Source organism: Sorangium sp. KYC3313 (genome assembly GCF_052075895.1).
Lineage (GTDB): Bacteria > Myxococcota_A > Polyangia > Polyangiales > Polyangiaceae > Sorangium > Sorangium cellulosum_B.
Map to the genome: position 1 here is coordinate 12,191,405 of NZ_CP197255.1, position 16,308 is coordinate 12,207,712.

Annotated in this window: 16 protein-coding genes and 5 tRNA genes; 6 read left to right on the plus strand and 15 right to left on the minus strand. The window is 69.7% G+C overall.

Annotated elements, in window-relative coordinates; translation table 11 throughout:
* Positions 1-33: 33 nt before the first annotated feature.
* The 13 genes from rplL to ACSRUE_RS46425 form a co-directional block, all read right to left on the minus strand.
* On the minus strand, positions 34-420 hold the full coding sequence (rplL, locus tag ACSRUE_RS46365; protein WP_437297491.1) for a 50S ribosomal protein L7/L12: 387 nt from the start codon (positions 418-420) through the stop codon (positions 34-36).
* Between the two features lie 98 nt (positions 421-518).
* Positions 519-1,049 (minus strand): 50S ribosomal protein L10, encoded by a 531-nt coding sequence (gene rplJ, locus ACSRUE_RS46370; protein ID WP_437761910.1) that lies wholly within the window; start codon positions 1,047-1,049, stop codon positions 519-521.
* 3 nt (positions 1,050-1,052) lie between these two features.
* On the minus strand, positions 1,053-1,763 hold the full coding sequence (gene rplA / locus ACSRUE_RS46375; RefSeq protein WP_012233042.1) for a 50S ribosomal protein L1: 711 nt from the start codon (positions 1,761-1,763) through the stop codon (positions 1,053-1,055).
* Positions 1,764-1,912: 149 nt separating this feature from the next.
* Positions 1,913-2,356 carry a 50S ribosomal protein L11 gene (rplK, locus tag ACSRUE_RS46380; RefSeq protein ID WP_437761911.1) on the minus strand — a complete coding sequence of 148 codons (444 nt, stop codon included), beginning with the start codon at positions 2,354-2,356 and terminating at the stop codon, positions 1,913-1,915.
* Positions 2,357-2,473: 117 nt separating this feature from the next.
* On the minus strand, positions 2,474-3,004 hold the full coding sequence (gene nusG, locus ACSRUE_RS46385; RefSeq protein WP_012233040.1) for a transcription termination/antitermination protein NusG: 531 nt from the start codon (positions 3,002-3,004) through the stop codon (positions 2,474-2,476).
* 30 nt (positions 3,005-3,034) lie between these two features.
* Entirely contained in the window at positions 3,035-3,664 is a 630-nt protein-coding gene (gene secE, locus ACSRUE_RS46390; protein WP_437761912.1) for a preprotein translocase subunit SecE, read from the minus strand.
* A gap of 88 nt (positions 3,665-3,752) precedes the next feature.
* Positions 3,753-3,825, minus strand: a tRNA-Trp gene (locus ACSRUE_RS46395).
* Positions 3,826-3,854: 29 nt separating this feature from the next.
* A complete protein-coding gene (gene rpmG / locus ACSRUE_RS46400) occupies positions 3,855-4,025 on the minus strand; it encodes a 50S ribosomal protein L33 (protein WP_012233038.1) in 171 nt (56 codons plus the stop codon).
* A gap of 9 nt (positions 4,026-4,034) precedes the next feature.
* Positions 4,035-5,225 (minus strand): elongation factor Tu, encoded by a 1,191-nt coding sequence (gene tuf, locus ACSRUE_RS46405; protein WP_437761913.1) that lies wholly within the window; start codon positions 5,223-5,225, stop codon positions 4,035-4,037.
* A gap of 52 nt (positions 5,226-5,277) precedes the next feature.
* Positions 5,278-5,353 (minus strand) — tRNA-Thr (locus ACSRUE_RS46410).
* 16 nt (positions 5,354-5,369) lie between these two features.
* Positions 5,370-5,442 (minus strand) — tRNA-Gly (locus ACSRUE_RS46415).
* Between the two features lie 74 nt (positions 5,443-5,516).
* A tRNA-Tyr gene (locus ACSRUE_RS46420) sits at positions 5,517-5,598 on the minus strand.
* 81 nt (positions 5,599-5,679) lie between these two features.
* Positions 5,680-5,752, minus strand: a tRNA-Thr gene (locus ACSRUE_RS46425).
* A gap of 736 nt (positions 5,753-6,488) precedes the next feature.
* On the opposite strand from ACSRUE_RS46425, the gene ACSRUE_RS46430 reads away from it, so the two are divergent.
* Complete coding sequence (locus ACSRUE_RS46430; protein ID WP_441289142.1) at positions 6,489-8,297, plus strand: serine/threonine-protein kinase; 1,809 nt, start codon at positions 6,489-6,491, stop codon at positions 8,295-8,297.
* A 220-nt stretch (positions 8,298-8,517) separates the two neighbouring features.
* Positions 8,518-8,778, plus strand: a complete 261-nt coding sequence (locus tag ACSRUE_RS46435; protein ID WP_441289143.1) for a hypothetical protein — start codon at positions 8,518-8,520, stop codon at positions 8,776-8,778.
* A gap of 187 nt (positions 8,779-8,965) precedes the next feature.
* Here the strand turns inward: ACSRUE_RS46435 and ACSRUE_RS46440 are convergent, their stop codons facing one another.
* Together ACSRUE_RS46440 and ACSRUE_RS46445 are read right to left on the minus strand one after the other, a co-directional pair.
* Positions 8,966-10,447, minus strand: a complete 1,482-nt coding sequence (locus tag ACSRUE_RS46440) for an MXAN_5187 C-terminal domain-containing protein (RefSeq protein ID WP_441289144.1) — start codon at positions 10,445-10,447, stop codon at positions 8,966-8,968.
* Positions 10,448-10,452: 5 nt separating this feature from the next.
* Positions 10,453-11,205, minus strand: coding sequence for a hypothetical protein (locus ACSRUE_RS46445; RefSeq protein ID WP_437761917.1), 753 nt, complete (start codon positions 11,203-11,205; stop codon positions 10,453-10,455).
* Positions 11,206-11,422: 217 nt separating this feature from the next.
* Between ACSRUE_RS46445 and ACSRUE_RS46450 the strand changes: the two genes are divergently transcribed.
* From ACSRUE_RS46450 to ACSRUE_RS46465, 4 genes are all read left to right on the plus strand, one after another.
* Positions 11,423-12,889 carry a prolipoprotein diacylglyceryl transferase gene (locus ACSRUE_RS46450; protein ID WP_437761918.1) on the plus strand — a complete coding sequence of 489 codons (1,467 nt, stop codon included), beginning with the start codon at positions 11,423-11,425 and terminating at the stop codon, positions 12,887-12,889.
* Between the two features lie 3 nt (positions 12,890-12,892).
* Positions 12,893-13,582: a bifunctional phosphoribosyl-AMP cyclohydrolase/phosphoribosyl-ATP diphosphatase HisIE gene (gene hisIE / locus ACSRUE_RS46455; RefSeq protein ID WP_441289145.1), complete on the plus strand. Its 690-nt coding sequence runs from the start codon at positions 12,893-12,895 to the stop codon at positions 13,580-13,582.
* A 116-nt stretch (positions 13,583-13,698) separates the two neighbouring features.
* The gene (locus tag ACSRUE_RS46460; protein WP_441289146.1) at positions 13,699-14,619 is read left to right on the plus strand and encodes a hypothetical protein; all 921 of its coding nucleotides are present in this window, start codon (positions 13,699-13,701) and stop codon (positions 14,617-14,619) included.
* Positions 14,620-14,670: 51 nt separating this feature from the next.
* Entirely contained in the window at positions 14,671-16,308 is a 1,638-nt protein-coding gene (locus ACSRUE_RS46465) for a BamA/TamA family outer membrane protein (RefSeq protein WP_437761921.1), read from the plus strand.

The following is a 16,308-nucleotide window of genomic DNA, read 5'->3' on the forward strand; positions in this document are numbered from 1 at the left end:
GATCCCGATTTCCCTTGCAGGGAGCGGTGATCGTTACTTGAGCTCGACGGTAGCACCTGCCTCGACGAGCTTCTTCTTCATCTCCTCCGCGTCCGCCTTGGAAACCTGCTCCTTGACGGTCTTCGGCGCGGCCTCGACCAGGTCCTTCGCCTCCTTCAGGCCCAGACCGGTGATCTCGCGGATCGCCTTGATGACGCCGATCTTGTTGCTGCCGGCGTTCGCGAGGATGACGTCGAACTCGGTCTGCTCCGGGGCCTTCTCGGCCGGAGCGGCGGCCGCCGGGCCGGCCGCGACGGCGACGGCCGCGGGGGCAGCCTTGACGCCCCACTTGTTCTCGAGGTCCTTGATGAGCTCGGCGATCTGGATGACAGGGAGGTTGGAGAGGTAATCGACGACCTGCTCGCGCGTGATCTCAGCCATTGCAAGACTCCTTCAAACTCTTCTGCGCGCCCCGGGGAGGGGGCCATGTAAACCAAAACCAGACGGGCGCAAGGCCCAATTGATACGAAAGCACCCTCTCAGGCCTGCTTGCCCGCTTCCTCTTCCTTCGCCTTCAAGAGATAGGCGAAATTCTGGAGAGGCGCGTTGAGCTGCTGCACGAACTGCTGGAGCGGCGCCTGCAGCGTCGCGAGCAGCATGGCACGAAGCTCATCCTTGCCGGGCATCGTCGCGAGCTGCGTCTCGACGGCGTCCCCCGAGAGGATCTGCCCCTCGATGAGCCCCGCCTTGATCTGCAGCTTCTGGTTGTCCTTGCGGAACGCCTTGACGACCTTGGCTGCCGCGCTCGGATCCTCGTAGCTCCAGGCCACGCCGGTCATGCCGGTCAGGCTCTTCGAGAGGGTCTTCGCCCAGGGGTGCTCCTTGATGGCGTGGCGGACGAGCGTGTTCTTCACGACCCGGTACTCCACGCCGGACTTCCGGAACTCATCGCGAAGCTTGGTGACCGCCTCGACGTTCATCCCCTTGAAGTCCAGGAAGACCGCGGAAGTCATCCGCTCGAACTTCTGCCGGACGGAGCCGATCAGCACTTCCTTCTGGGATCGTTCCATGGGCTACGCCTCCTCCGTCTTGCCGATGAAGTGGACCGGGTCGATGCGAACCCCGGGGCCCATCGTCGAAGACATCGTGATGCTCCGGAGGTAGATGCCCTTCGCCGTCGCCGGCTTGGCCCGGACGAGCGCCTGGATCAACGCGTCCGCGTTCACGTGGAGCGCGTTCTCCGCGAAGGAGACCTTGCCGATCCGCGCGTGCACGATGCCCGCCTTCTCGACGCGGTACTCCACCTTGCCGGCCTTCGCCTCCGAGACGGCCGTCTTCACGTCGAACGTCACGGTCCCGACCTTCGGGTTCGGCATCAGGCCGCGCGGACCGAGGATACGGCCGAGCTTGCCCACCAGACCCATCATGTCGGGCGTGGCGATCACGCGATCGAAGTCCATGAAGCCTTCCTGGACCTTGTTCACGAGATCCGCCTCGCCGACGAAGTCGGCGCCGGCCGCCTCGGCCTCCTTGGCCTTCTCGCCCTTGGCGAAGACCAGGACCCGGAGCGACTGCCCCGTCCCATGCGGGAGCACGACCGCGCCACGGACCATCTGGTCCGCGTGCCGCGGGTTGACACCCAGCCGGACCGCGAGGTCCACCGTCTCGTCGAACTTGGCGGGCGCCGCTTGCTTCACGAGCGCGCACGCCTCCTGCAATGTGTACTTTCGAGCGCGGTCGACGACTGCCCGCGCTGCGACTTTCTTCTTGGCGACTTTCGGCACATGCCCTCCTTCTTAACGGCTCTCGCCTCCCACGGTGCGCCTCAAACTACCGTGGTAAGTCTTGCTTCTGGCCCGCTGGACGCCCCTCTCGGGGCGCCAGCGCGGCGGGGCGCTGCATCCCCGAGACGGCGGGGAGCGCCACGACCACCTCAGTCGACGACGTCGATGCCCATCGAGCGCGCCGTGCCCGCCATGCTGCGCATCGCGGACTCGAGGTTCGTCGTGTTCATGTCCTGCATCTTGAGCTGGGCAAGCTCCTGCAGCTGCTTGTGCGTGACCTTGCCCACCTTGACCTTGTTGGGCTCCTTGGAGCCCGCACCCGGCTTCTTCTTCGTCTCCAGCCCCGCCGCCTTCTTGAGGAGCACGGAGGCCGGCGGCGTCTTCATGATGAACGTGAACGAGCGGTCCGAGTAGACCGTGATCACCACCGGGATGATCATGTCCCCCTGCGCCGCCGTCCGCGAGTTGAAGTCCTTGCAGAACGCCATGATGTTGACGCCGTGCTGGCCGAGCGCCGGACCGACGGGGGGCGACGGGTTGGCCTTGCCCGCCGGAAGCTGCAGCTTCACGTACCCTGTGACTTTCTTCGCCATGATGAATCTCGCACCCTATCGAACCGCCGCCCGACGGGCGGTCTACCATTCAGAGAAACAGCGAAGCACCGCGGAGGCGCGGTGCTCGCCCGCAGGTTTGCAGCCGTCCGTTCCTGGCTAGCGCTTCTCCACGGCTGAGAAGTCGAGCTCAACGCTGGTGGGTCGGCCGAAGATGCTGACCTTCACCTTGAGCTTCTGCTTGTCCATCTTCACGTCATCGACCGTGCCGGTGAAGTTCGCGAAGGCGCCGTCGAGGACCCGCACCTCCTCACCCACCTCGAACGTGAGCCGCGGCTTCGGCTTGACCGCCCCTTCGACGATCCCCCGCCGGAGATTGTCGATCTGGACGATCGGGACCTCCTGCGGCGTCTGGTTGCCGATGAAGCCGGTCACCTTGGGCGTGTCCTTGACCAGGTGCCAGACCTGCTCGTTCATCTCCATCTCCACGAAGATGTAGCCGGGCAGACTGAGCTTCTGACGAACGCGGGTCTTACCGCCGGGACGGTTCTCCGTGACCGTCTCGCTCGGGATGAGGATCTCGCCAAACCGATCTTCCAGGCTGTACTGCTTCACGCGCTGCTGGAGCGCGTCGCGCACCTTCGCCTCGTATCCCGAGTAGGTATGGATGACGTACCACTTCTTGGCCATGGCGCTTGATTCCCTCAGGGTCTCCCTGCTTCAGCTTCCATCGCCGTAAACGATGTTGGTCACGAATGCCCAGAAGCGGTCGAGCAGCGCCAGGTAGAGGGTCGCCACGGTGGTCGTCGCGATGACGACGAACGTCGCATTCGTCACCTCTTTCTTGGTCGGCCACTTCACCTTCGCCAGCTCGGCGGCGACATCGTCGCTCCAGGCGCGAAGCTCGGCGTTGCGGAACGCGCGCAACACGACGACCAGCGCGATGACGCCGCCGGCGATCATGCCGTACGTCGTCTTGTCGTCGTCACCCACCGCGGAGAGCGCCGGCAGCGCCCGGCTGAACCAGTCCTTGTTGGCGAGGGTCGCCCAGACGCCATGGACGACCTTGCCGAGCAGGTAGGCGAGCAGCATCCCCGCGGCGAAGAAGCCGGCGAGCACATAGCGCTCCGAGCCGAGCTGAGCAGCCGCGACCTCCTCGTCCTCGGCCTCGTCGGCGTCGTTCGATTCATCGGCACGCGGCGCCCCGGCGTCCTTCGCGTCAGCAGCCCCCGTCCCCTCGCTCTGCGTCACGAGGGACGAGTCCTCGGCAGGCGAGCCCGGTCCGGATTCTTCCGGCGCCTCGTCCCCCGCGACCTTCGTCGGCGGCTTGTCTTTTTGACCCTTCGCCATAACAACACCAAACGCGCCGACCCGCGGCAGACAACTGCCTGCTCGGTGAGGATCCAGGGGGCGGCCCTGAGGCGCCCACATCCCCCGGCAGGGGCAGAGAGGCTCGAACTCCCGACCTGCGGATTTGGAATCCGCTGCTCTACCAACTGAGCTATACCCCTAGAATCGCTGCGCCTTCCCGAGCACTCGTTCACTTCGTCTCGTCGTGAACCGTGTGCTTCTTGCACTGCTTGCAGAACTTCTTGAGCGACACCACCTGGTCCGGCGCCTTCGTGGTCTTGTAGTTCCGCGACTTGCACTCGCGGCAGGCCAGTGAGACGGCGATGCGCGCCGCACGCCACCCACCGGCCTGCTCGCCCACGTCGGCCTCCTACGCGAGGATCTTGGTGACGACGCCGGCGCCCACCGTCTTGCCGCCCTCGCGGATGGCGAAGCGCATCTGCTCCTCCAGCGCGACCGGGGCGATGAGCTCGATCGTCATCGTGATGTTGTCGCCCGGCATCACCATCTTCACCCCCTCGGGGAGGTTCACCGTGCCGGTCACGTCCGTCGTCCGGATGTAGAACTGCGGCCGGTAGTTGGTGAAGAACGGCGTGTGGCGCCCGCCCTCCTCCTTCTTGAGGACGTACACCTCACCGGTGAACTTCGTGTGCGGTGTGATCGACCCGGGCTTCGCCAGCACCTGGCCGCGCTCGATCTCTTCCTTCTCCACGCCGCGGAGCAGACACCCGACGTTGTCGCCCGCCTGCCCCTGATCGAGCAGCTTGCGGAACATCTCGACGCCGGTCACGACCGACTTCTTCGTGTCCTTGAAGCCGATGATCTGCACCTCGTCGCCGACCTTGATCACGCCGCGCTCGATGCGGCCCGTGGCCACCGTGCCGCGGCCCTTGATCGAGAACACGTCCTCGATCGCCATCAGGAACGGCTTGTCGATGTCGCGCACCGGCTCGGGGATGTAGCTGTCCAGCGCGCTGAGCAGCTGCTGGATCGTCTCCTCCCACTTCGGGTCGCCCTGAAGCGCGGGCAGCGACGCGCCACGGACCACCGGCGCGTTGTCCCCGTCGAACTTGTACTTCGACAGGAGCTCGCGGACCTCCATCTCGACCAGGTCGAGCATCTCCGGGTCGTCCACCGCGTCGCACTTGTTGAGGAACACGACGATGTGGTTCAGGCCGACCTGCCGGGCGAGCAGCACGTGCTCGCGCGTCTGCGGCATCACGCTGTCGAGCGCCGACACGACGAGGATCGCCCCGTCCATCTGCGCCGCGCCGGTGATCATGTTCTTGATGTAGTCGGCGTGCCCGGGGCAGTCGACGTGCGCGTAGTGGCGGTTCGCCGACTCGTACTCGACGTGCGCCGCCGCGATGGTCACCGTCTTCGTCTCGTCACGGACCGTCCCGCCCTTCGCGATGTCGGCGTACGAGATCGCCTTCGCCAGGTTGCGCTTCGACTGCACCTTGACGAGCGCCGCCGTGAGCGTGGTCTTGCCGTGGTCGATGTGGCCGATGGTGCCCACGTTCACGTGCGGCTTCGTACGAGTGAATTTCTCCTTGGCCATCGAGATGTCTCCTGCCGAAATGAAGTTCGCGGCTGCGTTTCGCTGTCCTCGCTGGAGCCCACCATCGGGATTGAACCGACGACCTCGTCCTTACCAAGGACGTGCTCTGCCAACTGAGCTAGGTGGGCAAACGACCGACCACGGAGCGGGCGACCGGGTTCGAACCGGCGACGTTCAGCTTGGAAGGCTGACGCTCTACCAACTGAGCTACGCCCGCGGGCTTCCGTCGAGAGTGACCCCGGCGGATCTGGTTCCTGGTCGGACCGCCTTCGGAGCGAGACGTCGCTCCGGTGGAGGGTGATGGATTCGAACCATCGTAGGCATTGCCGGCAGATTTACAGTCTGCTCCCTTTGGCCGCTCGGGCAACCCTCCAGATTTTCTCTATTTATTAGATTTTACCGGCTTTGTCTCTGCCTTGACCTCCCGAACCACCGACCTGTTGCCCTGCATCGGAGCTGACGAGGGGACTTGAACCCCTAACCCCCTGCTTACAAGGCAGGTGCTCTACCGATTGAGCTACGCCAGCGGCATCCACCCGCTGCCCGTCCCCGGGCTCCGGGAAACGTGCGTGCTGACCTAGCGAAATGTCCCAAGACCGATCACTTCTGTGCGAGCAATCAACTCCCGGCCCTGCTGGACCGCCTGCCTGCACGGTTCGGAGTGTCCCGACCGGGCTGGACCGCAGCGAGGTGAAGCTGTTGGTGCCGCTCACGTCGCTCCGAAGGTAGACGAGTCCCGCGAAGGGAGGAGGCTCTTAGCCCCCTGCAAGAGACGTGTCAAGCGGTGTGCATCGTTTTCGTCCGTTTCGCTGGAATCGGCTGCGAGAGCGCTGTCTGACCGCGCCGTCGAGCTGGGCGGTCCAGAGCGCCGGCGTCCTCCGACGGCGCCGATCTCGCTCGAGCGCTCCCGATTTTCAAGGGCGGACGTCTGAGGAGCACGCTCCCGCGGCGCGCGGCGCAGCGGCGAGGCGCTCACGCAGCTGCTCGCCCGGGCCGCGAGCCCGCGCCGAACGCCGCGCGCTGCGACGGCGCGCCTCGGGCAAGCAGCCGCGTGAGCGCAAACGCTAGCGAAGACGAAGGGCGCGAAGACGACGACGAGGACGAGGGCGCGCGTCGGCCGCGCCTCGGGCGAGCGAGAGGTCCCTTGCGCTCCGCTCGCGGCTGCTGCGATCCTGCCCGGCGCACGCTCGCCCGGGCGCGCCGCGGAGCGGCCCGAGGCGACGATCGCGTTCCGTCATGCTTCGGGGGTAGAGGTTCGATCGCATGGAATGTCCCGCTTGCCATCAGCCAAACATCGATGGGGCGCGCTTCTGCGCCACGTGCGGCGCGCTCCTCCCTGTCGCGCCGGTGGAAGCAGACCCGCTCATCGGCGCCATCGTCGGCGGCCGGTTCCGCATCATCGGCGTGCTCGGCGAGGGCGGGATGGGCCGCGTTTACGACGGCGAGCAGCCGATGGGGACGTCGGTGCGGAAGGTCGCCATCAAGACGCTCCTCTCGCAGCACGCGAAGGATCCGCAGGTGGTCGCGCGCTTCATGCGGGAGTGCGGCACGGTCAGCGAGCTCGAGCACCCGAACACCATCAAGGTCTACGACTTCGGGCAGACGAACACCGGGGAGCTCTACATCGCGATGGAGCTCCTCAACGGGCAGTCGCTGGAGACGGCGCTCGAGCGGGGCGGCGCGCTCTCTCCCGAGCGCGTCGATCGCATCATCGCGCAGACGTGCGGGTCGCTCCAGGAGGCCCACGAGAAGGGGATCGTCCACCGCGACCTGAAGCCCGCCAACATCTTCTTGACCAAGCGCGCCGGCGAGGAGGACTACGTCAAGGTCCTCGACTTCGGCATCGCGAAGCGCGACGAGCGCAGCGCCAAGGCCGAGCAGAAGCTGACCCAGCAGGGGACGGTGCTCGGCACCCCGCCGTACATGAGCCCCGAGCAGTTCACGGGGACCGAGCTCGACGCGCGGAGCGACGTCTACTCGCTCGGCGTGCTGACCTACGAGATGCTCACCGGGCGCCTGCCGTTCGACGCCGACACGCCGTGGGCATGGGCGACGCAGCACATGACGGCGCAGCCGTTCCCGTTCGAGGCCGTGCCGATGGGCGCCGCGGTCCCGCCGAAGATGAAGGCGGCCGTCATGAGGGCCCTCAGCAAGAGGCGCGAGGACCGGCAGCAGTCGGCGCGGGAGTTCTACGAGGATCTCACGATCGGCGCGGGCGCCCGCCTCTCGGTGCTCGCGGCGGCGCCGCGCACCCTCGTCGGGAGCGAGGCGCCGACCAGCGGGACGGCGCTGATGCCGTCACGCTCGGGTCAGACGCAGCTCGGGGAGCCGCTGTTCGTCGCGGGGCCGCCCACGGGATCGGGACCGCTGAGGACCGTCGTCAACCATCAGGCCCATCAGGCCGCGACGGTCATGGATCAGGCGGTCGTGCCGGCGCACCCGGCCGTGCCCACGGGCAGCGGCCAGGTGTTCCCCGCGCCGCCGCCGGCGCCGCAGAAGAGCAAGGCAGCCCCGATCCTCGCCGCCGTCGCGGCCGTCGCGGTGCTCGGCGTCGTGGGCGTCGTCATGATGACGAAGGGGAGCGGCGGGAGCACGACGGAGGAGAGCACGTCGACCGCGATCCCGCTGCCCACGGGCGCGCCGTCGGTGACCGTGGCGTCGGATCCCGTGGGCACGCCCACGAGCACGCCCACCGCCACCCCGGAGCCTCTCCCGCCCGAGCCCACCGGCCCGGACAAGACGGCTCCGGACAAGACGGCTCCGGACACCCCGAAGAGCACGTCGACGCCGACCGCGACCACCGGGCCCAAGGTGTCGCCGCCCGGCAACGAGAAGGCGGAGCAGGAGTGCAGGGCCGCGATCAACCTGGCGAACGGCGGCAACACGGATCTCGCAGTGAAGCGCTTCGCGTCGTGCGATGGCCCGAAGAAGGCCGAGGCGAGAGCCGCCATCAGCGCGAGCGCCAAGCGGGCGGTCGCGTCCAAGGGGTGTGCGGCGAAGTCCCACGCCTTGGCCGCCGCGCGGATCGGGGCGGGTGAGGCGATGTCCCAGCTGCCAGCGCAATGTCGGTAAAGGCGGCGAGCCGGATCGGGCACAACGCTCAGCGGGTCCCGCCTGTTCCAGGCTTGCCTTGACGCCTGATTTTGACCGGTGCTAGATCCTGCCTCGACAGTTCTGAAAGTTCAGTGGACGCCGCGCCCTGGCTTAGTTTGGTCGGCGCTTGACTTTGGAACATGGGGGAGAAGGTCGCTCACGGGAAATGGGCAGTAAGATTCGTTTGGCCGCGCCTCGAATGAGCTGGCGCGACATATGTCGATCGAAAGAGTTCGCTGGGCGATGGATCGCCCTTGACAATGTCAAATACGTTCAAGGCTGTTCCCAGCCGGCCGAAGCCGACGTTGTGGACGCCGACGATGACCTGGCCGATTTATGCGCGAGGATGCGCGAGGCCGACCGCACGGCGTGTGCGATCCTCTTCGTCGAGGACGACACCGGAGTACCTGCGCGGGTCCAGCGACTGCCGCAGCTTTGGCGCCGCGTCGCGCATCACTGATCCGCCGGAACATCCTCACCCGCCCAGTCCGGCCGTCTGACGACGGCGAGCGCCCTCGGGAGCGTCTCAGCGAACCGAACGTGCCTCGGGACGCCCACGCTCCTGGCGTTCGCCGCGCCGAACGTCGGTCGCGCGCCGGTCCCCGCCTCGGGACGCCGCGTCCGCCCTGCCGCCAGCCGATCTTCGGCTACTTGAGGATCGGCTTCAGCAGGGTCTTGCCGTCCTTGACGACAACATCGTAGTCGACGGACTTGGCCGGGTTCGTCGCACGCAGCTTCGCGGCCTGCGCGCGGAGGCTCTCGGCCAGGCGCTCGTAGGTGACGCCGGCCGTCGACTCACGCGCGGCGCGCTTCGTCTCGACGTACTTCGCGTAGATCTGACGCAGCCGCTGCTCCGGGAGCTCGTCGTCGCGCGCAGCCGATCGCTGCGGGGGCGCGGGTCGCGCGCGCACCGCGGCGTCGAGGCCGGCGCGCGCGGCCTCCGGGGGGCGCGACGGCGTCCGCGGCGCCGTATGCCGAGCGCCGCTCGCCGCGCCGGCCTCGGCGGCGGGCGGCGCGGTGGAGCGGCGGCGCCGGGCCGACGGCGGGCGCTCCGAGTGGACGCGCTCCTGCCGCCTCGCTCCGGTGCCCTTCGCTTCGCCCGCTGCAGCGACCGCTGGGGCTTCGGCCGGAGCGCCAGGAGAAGGCTTGACGGGGCCCGGGGGCGGCGGTCGCTTCGGAGCGGGCGGAGGCTCGGGCGCGACGTCCGTCAACGCGTCCGGGGGCCCGGCCGCGGCCTTCGCCGCGTCGCCGGCCTTGGTGCGCTGAGCGCGCATCTCCGCCGCGAGCTCGGCGAGCCGCTGACGGCTGTTCGCGCCCGCCGCAGGCTGAGCCTTGTCGGCGGCCGGGCGCGCCGGCGGCCTCGCGCCTGCTGGCGAGGCCTCGGCCGGCTTCGCCTCTGCCGGCTTGCTCTCCGCCGGCTTCTGCTGGGGCCTGGTCAGGCCGAGCCCCCGGGGCAGCCCTCCCAGCGGCGCGGGCTTCACGGCCGCGGCGGCCTGCGGCATGGCAGGCGGCGCGAGCGCGGGGCGCACCGGCGAGCTGGCGGGCGCCGCGCTCGACGCCTCCGGCGCGGTCAGCGGCGCGACCGCGGCGCGGGGCGCGGGCTGCTCGGCGGCCAGCGCGGCCAGCGATCGCTTTCCCAGAAGCGACGCGGCGGGCAAAGGCGGGGGCGCCAGCGTGACCGCCTCGTCGTCGACGTCGATCTCGTCTTGATCGCCGCTGTCATCGGCGCGGTGGACCGGCTCGCGCGCTGTCTCCTGCTCCTCGGCGAGCTCCGCGTAGCGCTCTGCCCGCTTGCGGCCGACGATCGTGAGCGCTTCCTTCGCTCCGACCCGCTTCGCTGCGCGGATGACGTCGCGGCGGTACGTGCCGTTCTCGATCTCGCGCGAGATGCGGCCCCAGTACTGCTGGAACGTGTTGTAGCGCTGGATCAGCATCTGGAACTTGAACCGGAGCCCGGTGTTCCTGATCTGCTCCCGCCGCATCACCCAGATGCGACGCTCGACGTCCTTGCGCGGGATGAGCGGCTCCAGCCGTTCGATCCCCATGAAGTACTGCTCGTAGAGCGCGCGCAGCCGCTCGATGCGCGTCTCCAGCTCCTCGAGCTCCCGTTCGACCTCGCCCGATTCCATCGCGGCTAGAGGGGCGTGATGCGCAGGTTGTCGAAGCAGACCGGCGCATCCCATGCGTTGAAGCCCATGTGCTCGTGCCCTGGACCGGAGAGCGGCGCAGGGTCGCTGAGCTCCAGGTACTCGACGTCGTTCACCGACCAGGAGAGGGTCCTGCCGTCACGACGCTCTATCCGGAAGCGATACGGTTGCCCCGGCGCGACCGGCCGCGCGCGGTCGTCGTCGCTGTCCGGATCCACGTCGATCTCCAGCCGTTCGGCGCTGTGCTCGTCGAGGCGCGCGAGCACGTGCTTCGTGTTCTTCCACCCTCCGAGGATCACGAGGTAGCTCGTCGCGTTCGTGTAGCTCGCCGCCGTCGCCCCGCTCCGACCGTCTCCCCAGAGCTCGACCTTGAGATCGCCGTCCGGGGCCTCGGCGATGGCGTCGAACTCGATCCGGGCGTTCTCCGGCAGCGGCCGCTTCAACCACACGCCGCGGTTCCTCGCGGCGCGCACGCAGAGCTGCCCCTCGTCGATGGCCCACTTTGGGCTCAAGGCGTTCCAGTCGGCGCCGAGCGCCGGCCGGTTGAAGTCGTCCTCGAACACGCCCGCCCCCGGCGCTCCCGGAGCGGCGCCCGCGGTCTGCGAGGAGACCGTCGGCGCGACCGTCCCGGCTGGCCGCGCGCTCACGTCCCCCGTGGCCGGCCCTTCGGGAACACACGCCGCGCTCACGAGCAGTCCAGGCACTGCGAGGACCCCGACGGTGGCACGGCCAGAGAGCACGGAATCGATGCTAGCAGCGGCGCGCGCGGACTTCGAGAGCCGCTTCGCGGGCGCCCCGTCGACAGGGTGGGGAGAACATCGCGCTGCGCCGGCGGCCCGGGCACATCGAGATCGCCCGGCGCGGTTGGACCCGCGTCAGCGAACGCTTTGGCTCGCTGCGTCATGCGCGAGAGACGATGCTTGATGGTCCCCAAGCCCAGGCGTAAGGAGAGGCGCCATGCATCCCATCCTGTTCCGCGTCCCGCTGCCCGCCTGGACCGTGCCCCTTCTCTGGGTCTTCCTGATCGCTGCGGGCATCGCTTTCGCGGGCGCGATCGGGCTGCTCATCGCGAAGAACAAGCCAGGCGCGACGGCCGCGGGCATCGCAGGCGTCGCGCTCGCGGCGATCGCCTCCCAGGTCACGGAGCAGACCTACACCCTGGGTCCGCTGCCCATCTATAGCTACGGTGTCATGCTCGGGCTCTCGCTCGTCGTCGGCTGGTACCTGACGCTCGGGCTCGCGGAGCGCGACGGCCTGCCGAAGGAGACGATGGCCAACTGCTACGTCGTCACCGCCGGCGCCGCGGTCATCGGGTCCCGCGTGCTCTACATCCTCACGAACCTCGACGAGTTCGACTCGTTCAGCGCGATGTTCGACATCCGCCGCGGCGGGCTGGTGGCGTACGGCGGCTTCCTGGGCGGCTTCCTGGGCTCGTACCTGTTCCTGCGCTCCCATCGCATCCCGCTGCTCCCCTGGGCCGACGTCGCCGTCCCGAGCCTCGCCTCGGGCCTGATGATCACGCGCATCGGGTGTTACCTCTTCGGCTGCGACTTCGGCCGGCCGCTCGGCGAGACGGCGCCCGCCTGGCTGAAGAAGCTCGGCACGTTCCCGCGCTGGGCCGAGGGCACGCTGGACCACGGCAGCGGGTCCCCGGCGTGGGTGCAGCACGTCAAGGAGCGCGGGCTGGATCCGAGCTCCGAGGCGTCGCTCGCCGTGCACCCGACGCAGATCTACGAGGCGCTCGTCGGCGCAGGGCTGCTCGCGCTCCTGCTCCTCGCGCGCCGCCGGCAGAAGTTCCGTGGCGAGATCTTCCTCATCTTCACGTTCTCCTACGGCGTCTGCCGCTACCTGCTCGAGCTCCTCCGCGACGACGCGGAGCGCGGCTCGATCCCTCCGTCGCTTTCGGAGCACGTGTTGCTCCCGGCCGGCCTCGTGATCTTCGCCGTGGCGTACACGATCGGGTTCTCCCACCTCCTCCGCGACAACACGGTGCGCAAGGTGACGCAGGTGCTCTCCTTCGTCCCCGCGATCGCCCTGTACCTGGCCCTCAGGCCGGAGACGTTCGCCGCCTCCGCGACCCTCCAGTACTCGACCTCCCAGGCCGTCGCGCTGGCGACGGGGCTCGCCGCCTCGATCGCGTTCGCTGTCTATCACAAGGCCGCCCTGGACCACCCGGAGCAGGCGATGGCGCTCAGCCTCCCGGGGAGCCCCGCCGCGGCCGCCGACAAGCAAGCGGACGGCGACGACGACGAGGACCAGGACGACGAGGACGAGGACGACACGCCGGGAAAGAAGCGGACCGCGCCGTCGAAGGCCGGCGACGCGCCGCCGCGGGCCAGGCGCGGCAGCGCAAAGGACGAAGGCCGGGCGACGGCCCGCGAACACGGCGCCGCCGAGGCGCCCGACACCACCGGAGAGGCATAGACCGTGAAGATCGCATTCGGAGAGGGCAAGCTCGTACCGGCCGTCGTGCAGGATCGGCTGACCGGGCAGGTCCGGATGCTCGCGTACATGACGCGGGAGTCGCTCGCCAGGACGCTCGAGACGGGGCGCGCCACCTTCTTCAGCCGATCGCGCGGCGAGCTCTGGGAGAAGGGGGCGACGAGCGGCAACACGCTCGCCGTGACGAGCATCCACGCCGACTGCGACGGCGATGCGCTCCTGATCCTCGCGGAGCCCCGCGGCCCGACGTGCCACACGGGGAGCGCGAGCTGCTTCTTCCGGCAGGTCGATGCCCGCGGCGACGGGGAGCCCGAGGCCGCCGACGAGGGGCAGGACGCGTCCGCGCTGCTCGAGTCCCTCGAGCGCGAGATCGAGGCGCGCAAGGCGTCGTCGGCGACGAAGAGCTACACCCGGAAGCTGCTCGACGGAGGGGCGCCGCTCATCGGCGCAAAGCTCGGCGAGGAGGCCGGCGAGCTGGCCCAGGCGATCGCCGGGGAGAGCGACGAGCGCGTCGCGTCCGAAGCGGCGGACGTCATCTACCACCTGCTGGTCGGCCTCGCGTCGCGCGGCGTCCCGCTGCGCGCGGTGCTCTCGGCGCTCGCGTCACGCATGGGCACGAGCGGCCTCGTCGAGAAGGCGTCGCGGGCACAGAAGGACAGCTCGGGAAAGCCGTGACGCGCCGCGCGCCGCTGCCTCGATGCGGCGGCGGCGCACGCGAGAGCGAGGCGGCAGGCGGCGAGGCTTCGCCGCCGCAGCTGCGCGCCGGCCCCCGCCCTCCGTGAGGGCGGCGGATGGGCTATTCTGGAGGGGTGAGCCCGTTCCGTGAGCCGCCCGGCATCGAGCTCGGCCCGCTGGAGGTCGGCCTCGGGCGCGCGGCGCGGCGAGCCATGGTGGGCCTCATCCCGAGCGGAGGACGGCTCATCGCGCCGGACGGCTACGCGCGGCCCCTCCACGGCGAAGGCGGCTCCTGGCGCGGCCGCTCGCACACCGCAGGCGCGCTGGGCTCCCTGGGGCTCTTGCTGGCGTCGGCCTGCGCCTTCGTCGCGGCGACCGGCGGCTGGCAGCTGCGCGGCCTCGAGGCCACGGCGGTGACGGTCGCGCTCGTGATCGCGGGCGGAGTCTCGCTGGCCGCGGTGCTGCGCGCCGTCGATGCGCCGCGCGACCGGCTCACCGTGCGCGGCGCGGTGGTCGGCAGGGCGGCGAGGCGCGCGCTCCGCAGGGCAGGGCGCCTCGCGCGCCACGCGGAGCGCGCGCCGGACAGGTTCGGCCCTCGCCGCGTCGCAGCGCTGCGCAAGACGTTATCCATGCTCGCCGATCCGCTCATCGCGGACTGGATCCCAGCGGACGTGCGCGGCCGCGCCGAGCTCCTCCTCGCCCGCGCCATCGCCGCGAGCGTCGGCCCGCGCTGGGCGCGCGAGGCCAGCGTCCGGACCGAGGTCCGGGCGCTGCTGCTCGCCGCGGCCGATCACCTGATCGAGCCGACGCCGGCCCGGCAGGACCTGCTCGTGCTGGCAGAGCGCACGGAGCCCGCCCCGGCGCCGCGCGACGCACGTTGGCCACAGCGCGTGACCGCCGCGGCGCAGATCCGCTGCAGGGCGCCGTCGCCCCCCGTCCCCTCCGACGCCGTCGCCGAGGACGCCGCGGCGGAGGTCGATCTCGACGCGACCGATTCCTCCGGTGAGGCGATCGATCGTGCTAGGGTGCGCTGCTGAAGGGCGCGTCGCCGACGCCTCGGGAGGCATCGGCGGCGTTGCAGGAATCCCGTGAATCCACCTCGATTCCGGAGCTCTTCACGCTCCCGGGCCATCCCCCTGCCCCCTGCGCTCGGCCGCGCCCACCTCGCGCTCTGGTGCGCGTTGCTCCTGGGGACGTGCCCGAGGCGCGCGCTCGGGCAAGGCGCGGTCGGCGCCGGCGCAGAAGCCACGGCGCAGGAGCGAGCGCCGCGCGCTTCCGCGCCCCCCCACGCGGCAGCGCTGTCGCCCGGCGCGGCAGCGCTGTCGCCCGGCGCGGCGCTCCAGGAGAGGCATCGCGTCCGGTACACCCTCGACGGCATCGAGATCCGAGGCAACGTGCGGACCGCCGCGCGCGTGATCCTCCGCTACGTCAGGTTCCGCGCGGGGGACCTGCTCGACGTCGAGGATCCGGAGATCGAGCTCACGCGCTACCGCCTCCTCGGGACCGGGTTCTTCGCGTCGGTCGGGTTCTCGCTCCGCAAGGGGGCCGAGCGCGGGAGCGCGACGCTCGTGATCGATGTCGTCGAGCGCAACACGTTCGTCGTGCAGGACCTCTGGCTCGGCATCGCGGCCGACGAGGACACCGCGGGCAACGCGAAGCCGCTCTCCGCGTTCACTGGCGTGCAGGTCGCCGAGACCAACCTCGCCGGGACAGGGATCACGCTCGGCGCCGGCGTCGGGCTCGCGGCGGACCAGCTCGCGCTGAGGACCCGCTTCGTCGACCCCGCCTTCGTGGGGACCCGCTGGTCGGCCACGGTGACGGTGCTCTACAACGACGCCCGTGACTTCTTCGGCAACCGGGACGTCCTCTTCGAGTCCCCGTTGCTCGAGCAGCGCGAGGTCACCGGCTACGCCGTCGTCGCCTACAAGCGGTTCGGCGCGACGCTCGGCACGGGTCACGACGTCTCCTCCTCCTCGCGGCTGTCGCTCGACTACCACCTGGAGCAGATCGACGCGACCGTGCCCACGGTCGCCTCGCACATGCGCGGCAACAGCCGCGAGCCCATCGAATTCGACATCCTGGGCGGCAAGACGGTGCTCTCGTCGCTGCACGCCGCGATCGATCACGACACGCGCGACGCGCCCTTCCTCGCGACACAGGGCACGCTCGCGTCGGTCTCGGTCACGGTGGGCGTACCGCCGTTCGGCAGCGACTACGGCTACCAGAAGTTCGAGTTCGGCGCGCAGCGCTGGTTCCGCCTGCCGCTGCGGCACGTGCTCCGCGTCGAGGCGTTCGCCGGCGCGATAGCCGGGGACGCGCCCTTCTTCGAGAAATTCTACGTCGGCGATCTCACCGACCTCCTGCCGGATCGGCTGCTCGATCTCGCGCCCGATCGGAGGCAACCGCCGAACTTCCTCGGCACGGACATCATCGAGGTCCGGTACGGGGACTTCGCCGCGAAGATCGAGGCGGAGTACCGCATCCCGGTCTACGCCGGCCGCGGCTCCATCTACGGCGTCGATCTCTTCGGCGCCGCGGGCCTGTACGGCCTCGCGACGCGCCGCGAGTTCACCGATGCGCCGAGCGGATACGGGGGCTTCGCCCGCGTGCCCGTGGACGTCACCTACAACCTCGGTCTGCGGGTCGACACGGCGGTCGGCGGGGTGACGCTCGCGTTCTCGAACCTGCTCGGGCTGATCCCGGCGCGGCGCGGTGCGCGGAAATGA

What these genes read in the sequence shown, in the direction of transcription:
- rplL (WP_437297491.1), bottom strand. Translation starts at nt 420, where the DNA reads ATGGCTGAGATCACGCGCGAGCAGGTCGTCGATTACCTCTCCAACCTC.
- rplJ (WP_437761910.1), bottom strand. Translation starts at nt 1,049, where the DNA reads ATGGAACGATCCCAGAAGGAAGTGCTGATCGGCTCCGTCCGGCAGAAG.
- rplK (WP_437761911.1), bottom strand. Translation starts at nt 2,356, where the DNA reads ATGGCGAAGAAAGTCACAGGGTACGTGAAGCTGCAGCTTCCGGCGGGC.
- nusG (WP_012233040.1), bottom strand. Translation starts at nt 3,004, where the DNA reads ATGGCCAAGAAGTGGTACGTCATCCATACCTACTCGGGATACGAGGCG.
- secE (WP_437761912.1), bottom strand. Translation starts at nt 3,664, where the DNA reads ATGGCGAAGGGTCAAAAAGACAAGCCGCCGACGAAGGTCGCGGGGGAC.
- tuf (WP_437761913.1), bottom strand. Translation starts at nt 5,225, where the DNA reads ATGGCCAAGGAGAAATTCACTCGTACGAAGCCGCACGTGAACGTGGGC.
- ACSRUE_RS46430 (WP_441289142.1), top strand. Translation starts at nt 6,489, where the DNA reads ATGGAATGTCCCGCTTGCCATCAGCCAAACATCGATGGGGCGCGCTTC.
- ACSRUE_RS46435 (WP_441289143.1), top strand. Translation starts at nt 8,518, where the DNA reads ATGAGCTGGCGCGACATATGTCGATCGAAAGAGTTCGCTGGGCGATGG.
- ACSRUE_RS46440 (WP_441289144.1), bottom strand. Translation starts at nt 10,447, where the DNA reads ATGGAATCGGGCGAGGTCGAACGGGAGCTCGAGGAGCTGGAGACGCGC.
- ACSRUE_RS46450 (WP_437761918.1), top strand. Translation starts at nt 11,423, where the DNA reads ATGCATCCCATCCTGTTCCGCGTCCCGCTGCCCGCCTGGACCGTGCCC.
- ACSRUE_RS46460 (WP_441289146.1), top strand. Translation starts at nt 13,699, where the DNA reads ATGGGCTATTCTGGAGGGGTGAGCCCGTTCCGTGAGCCGCCCGGCATC.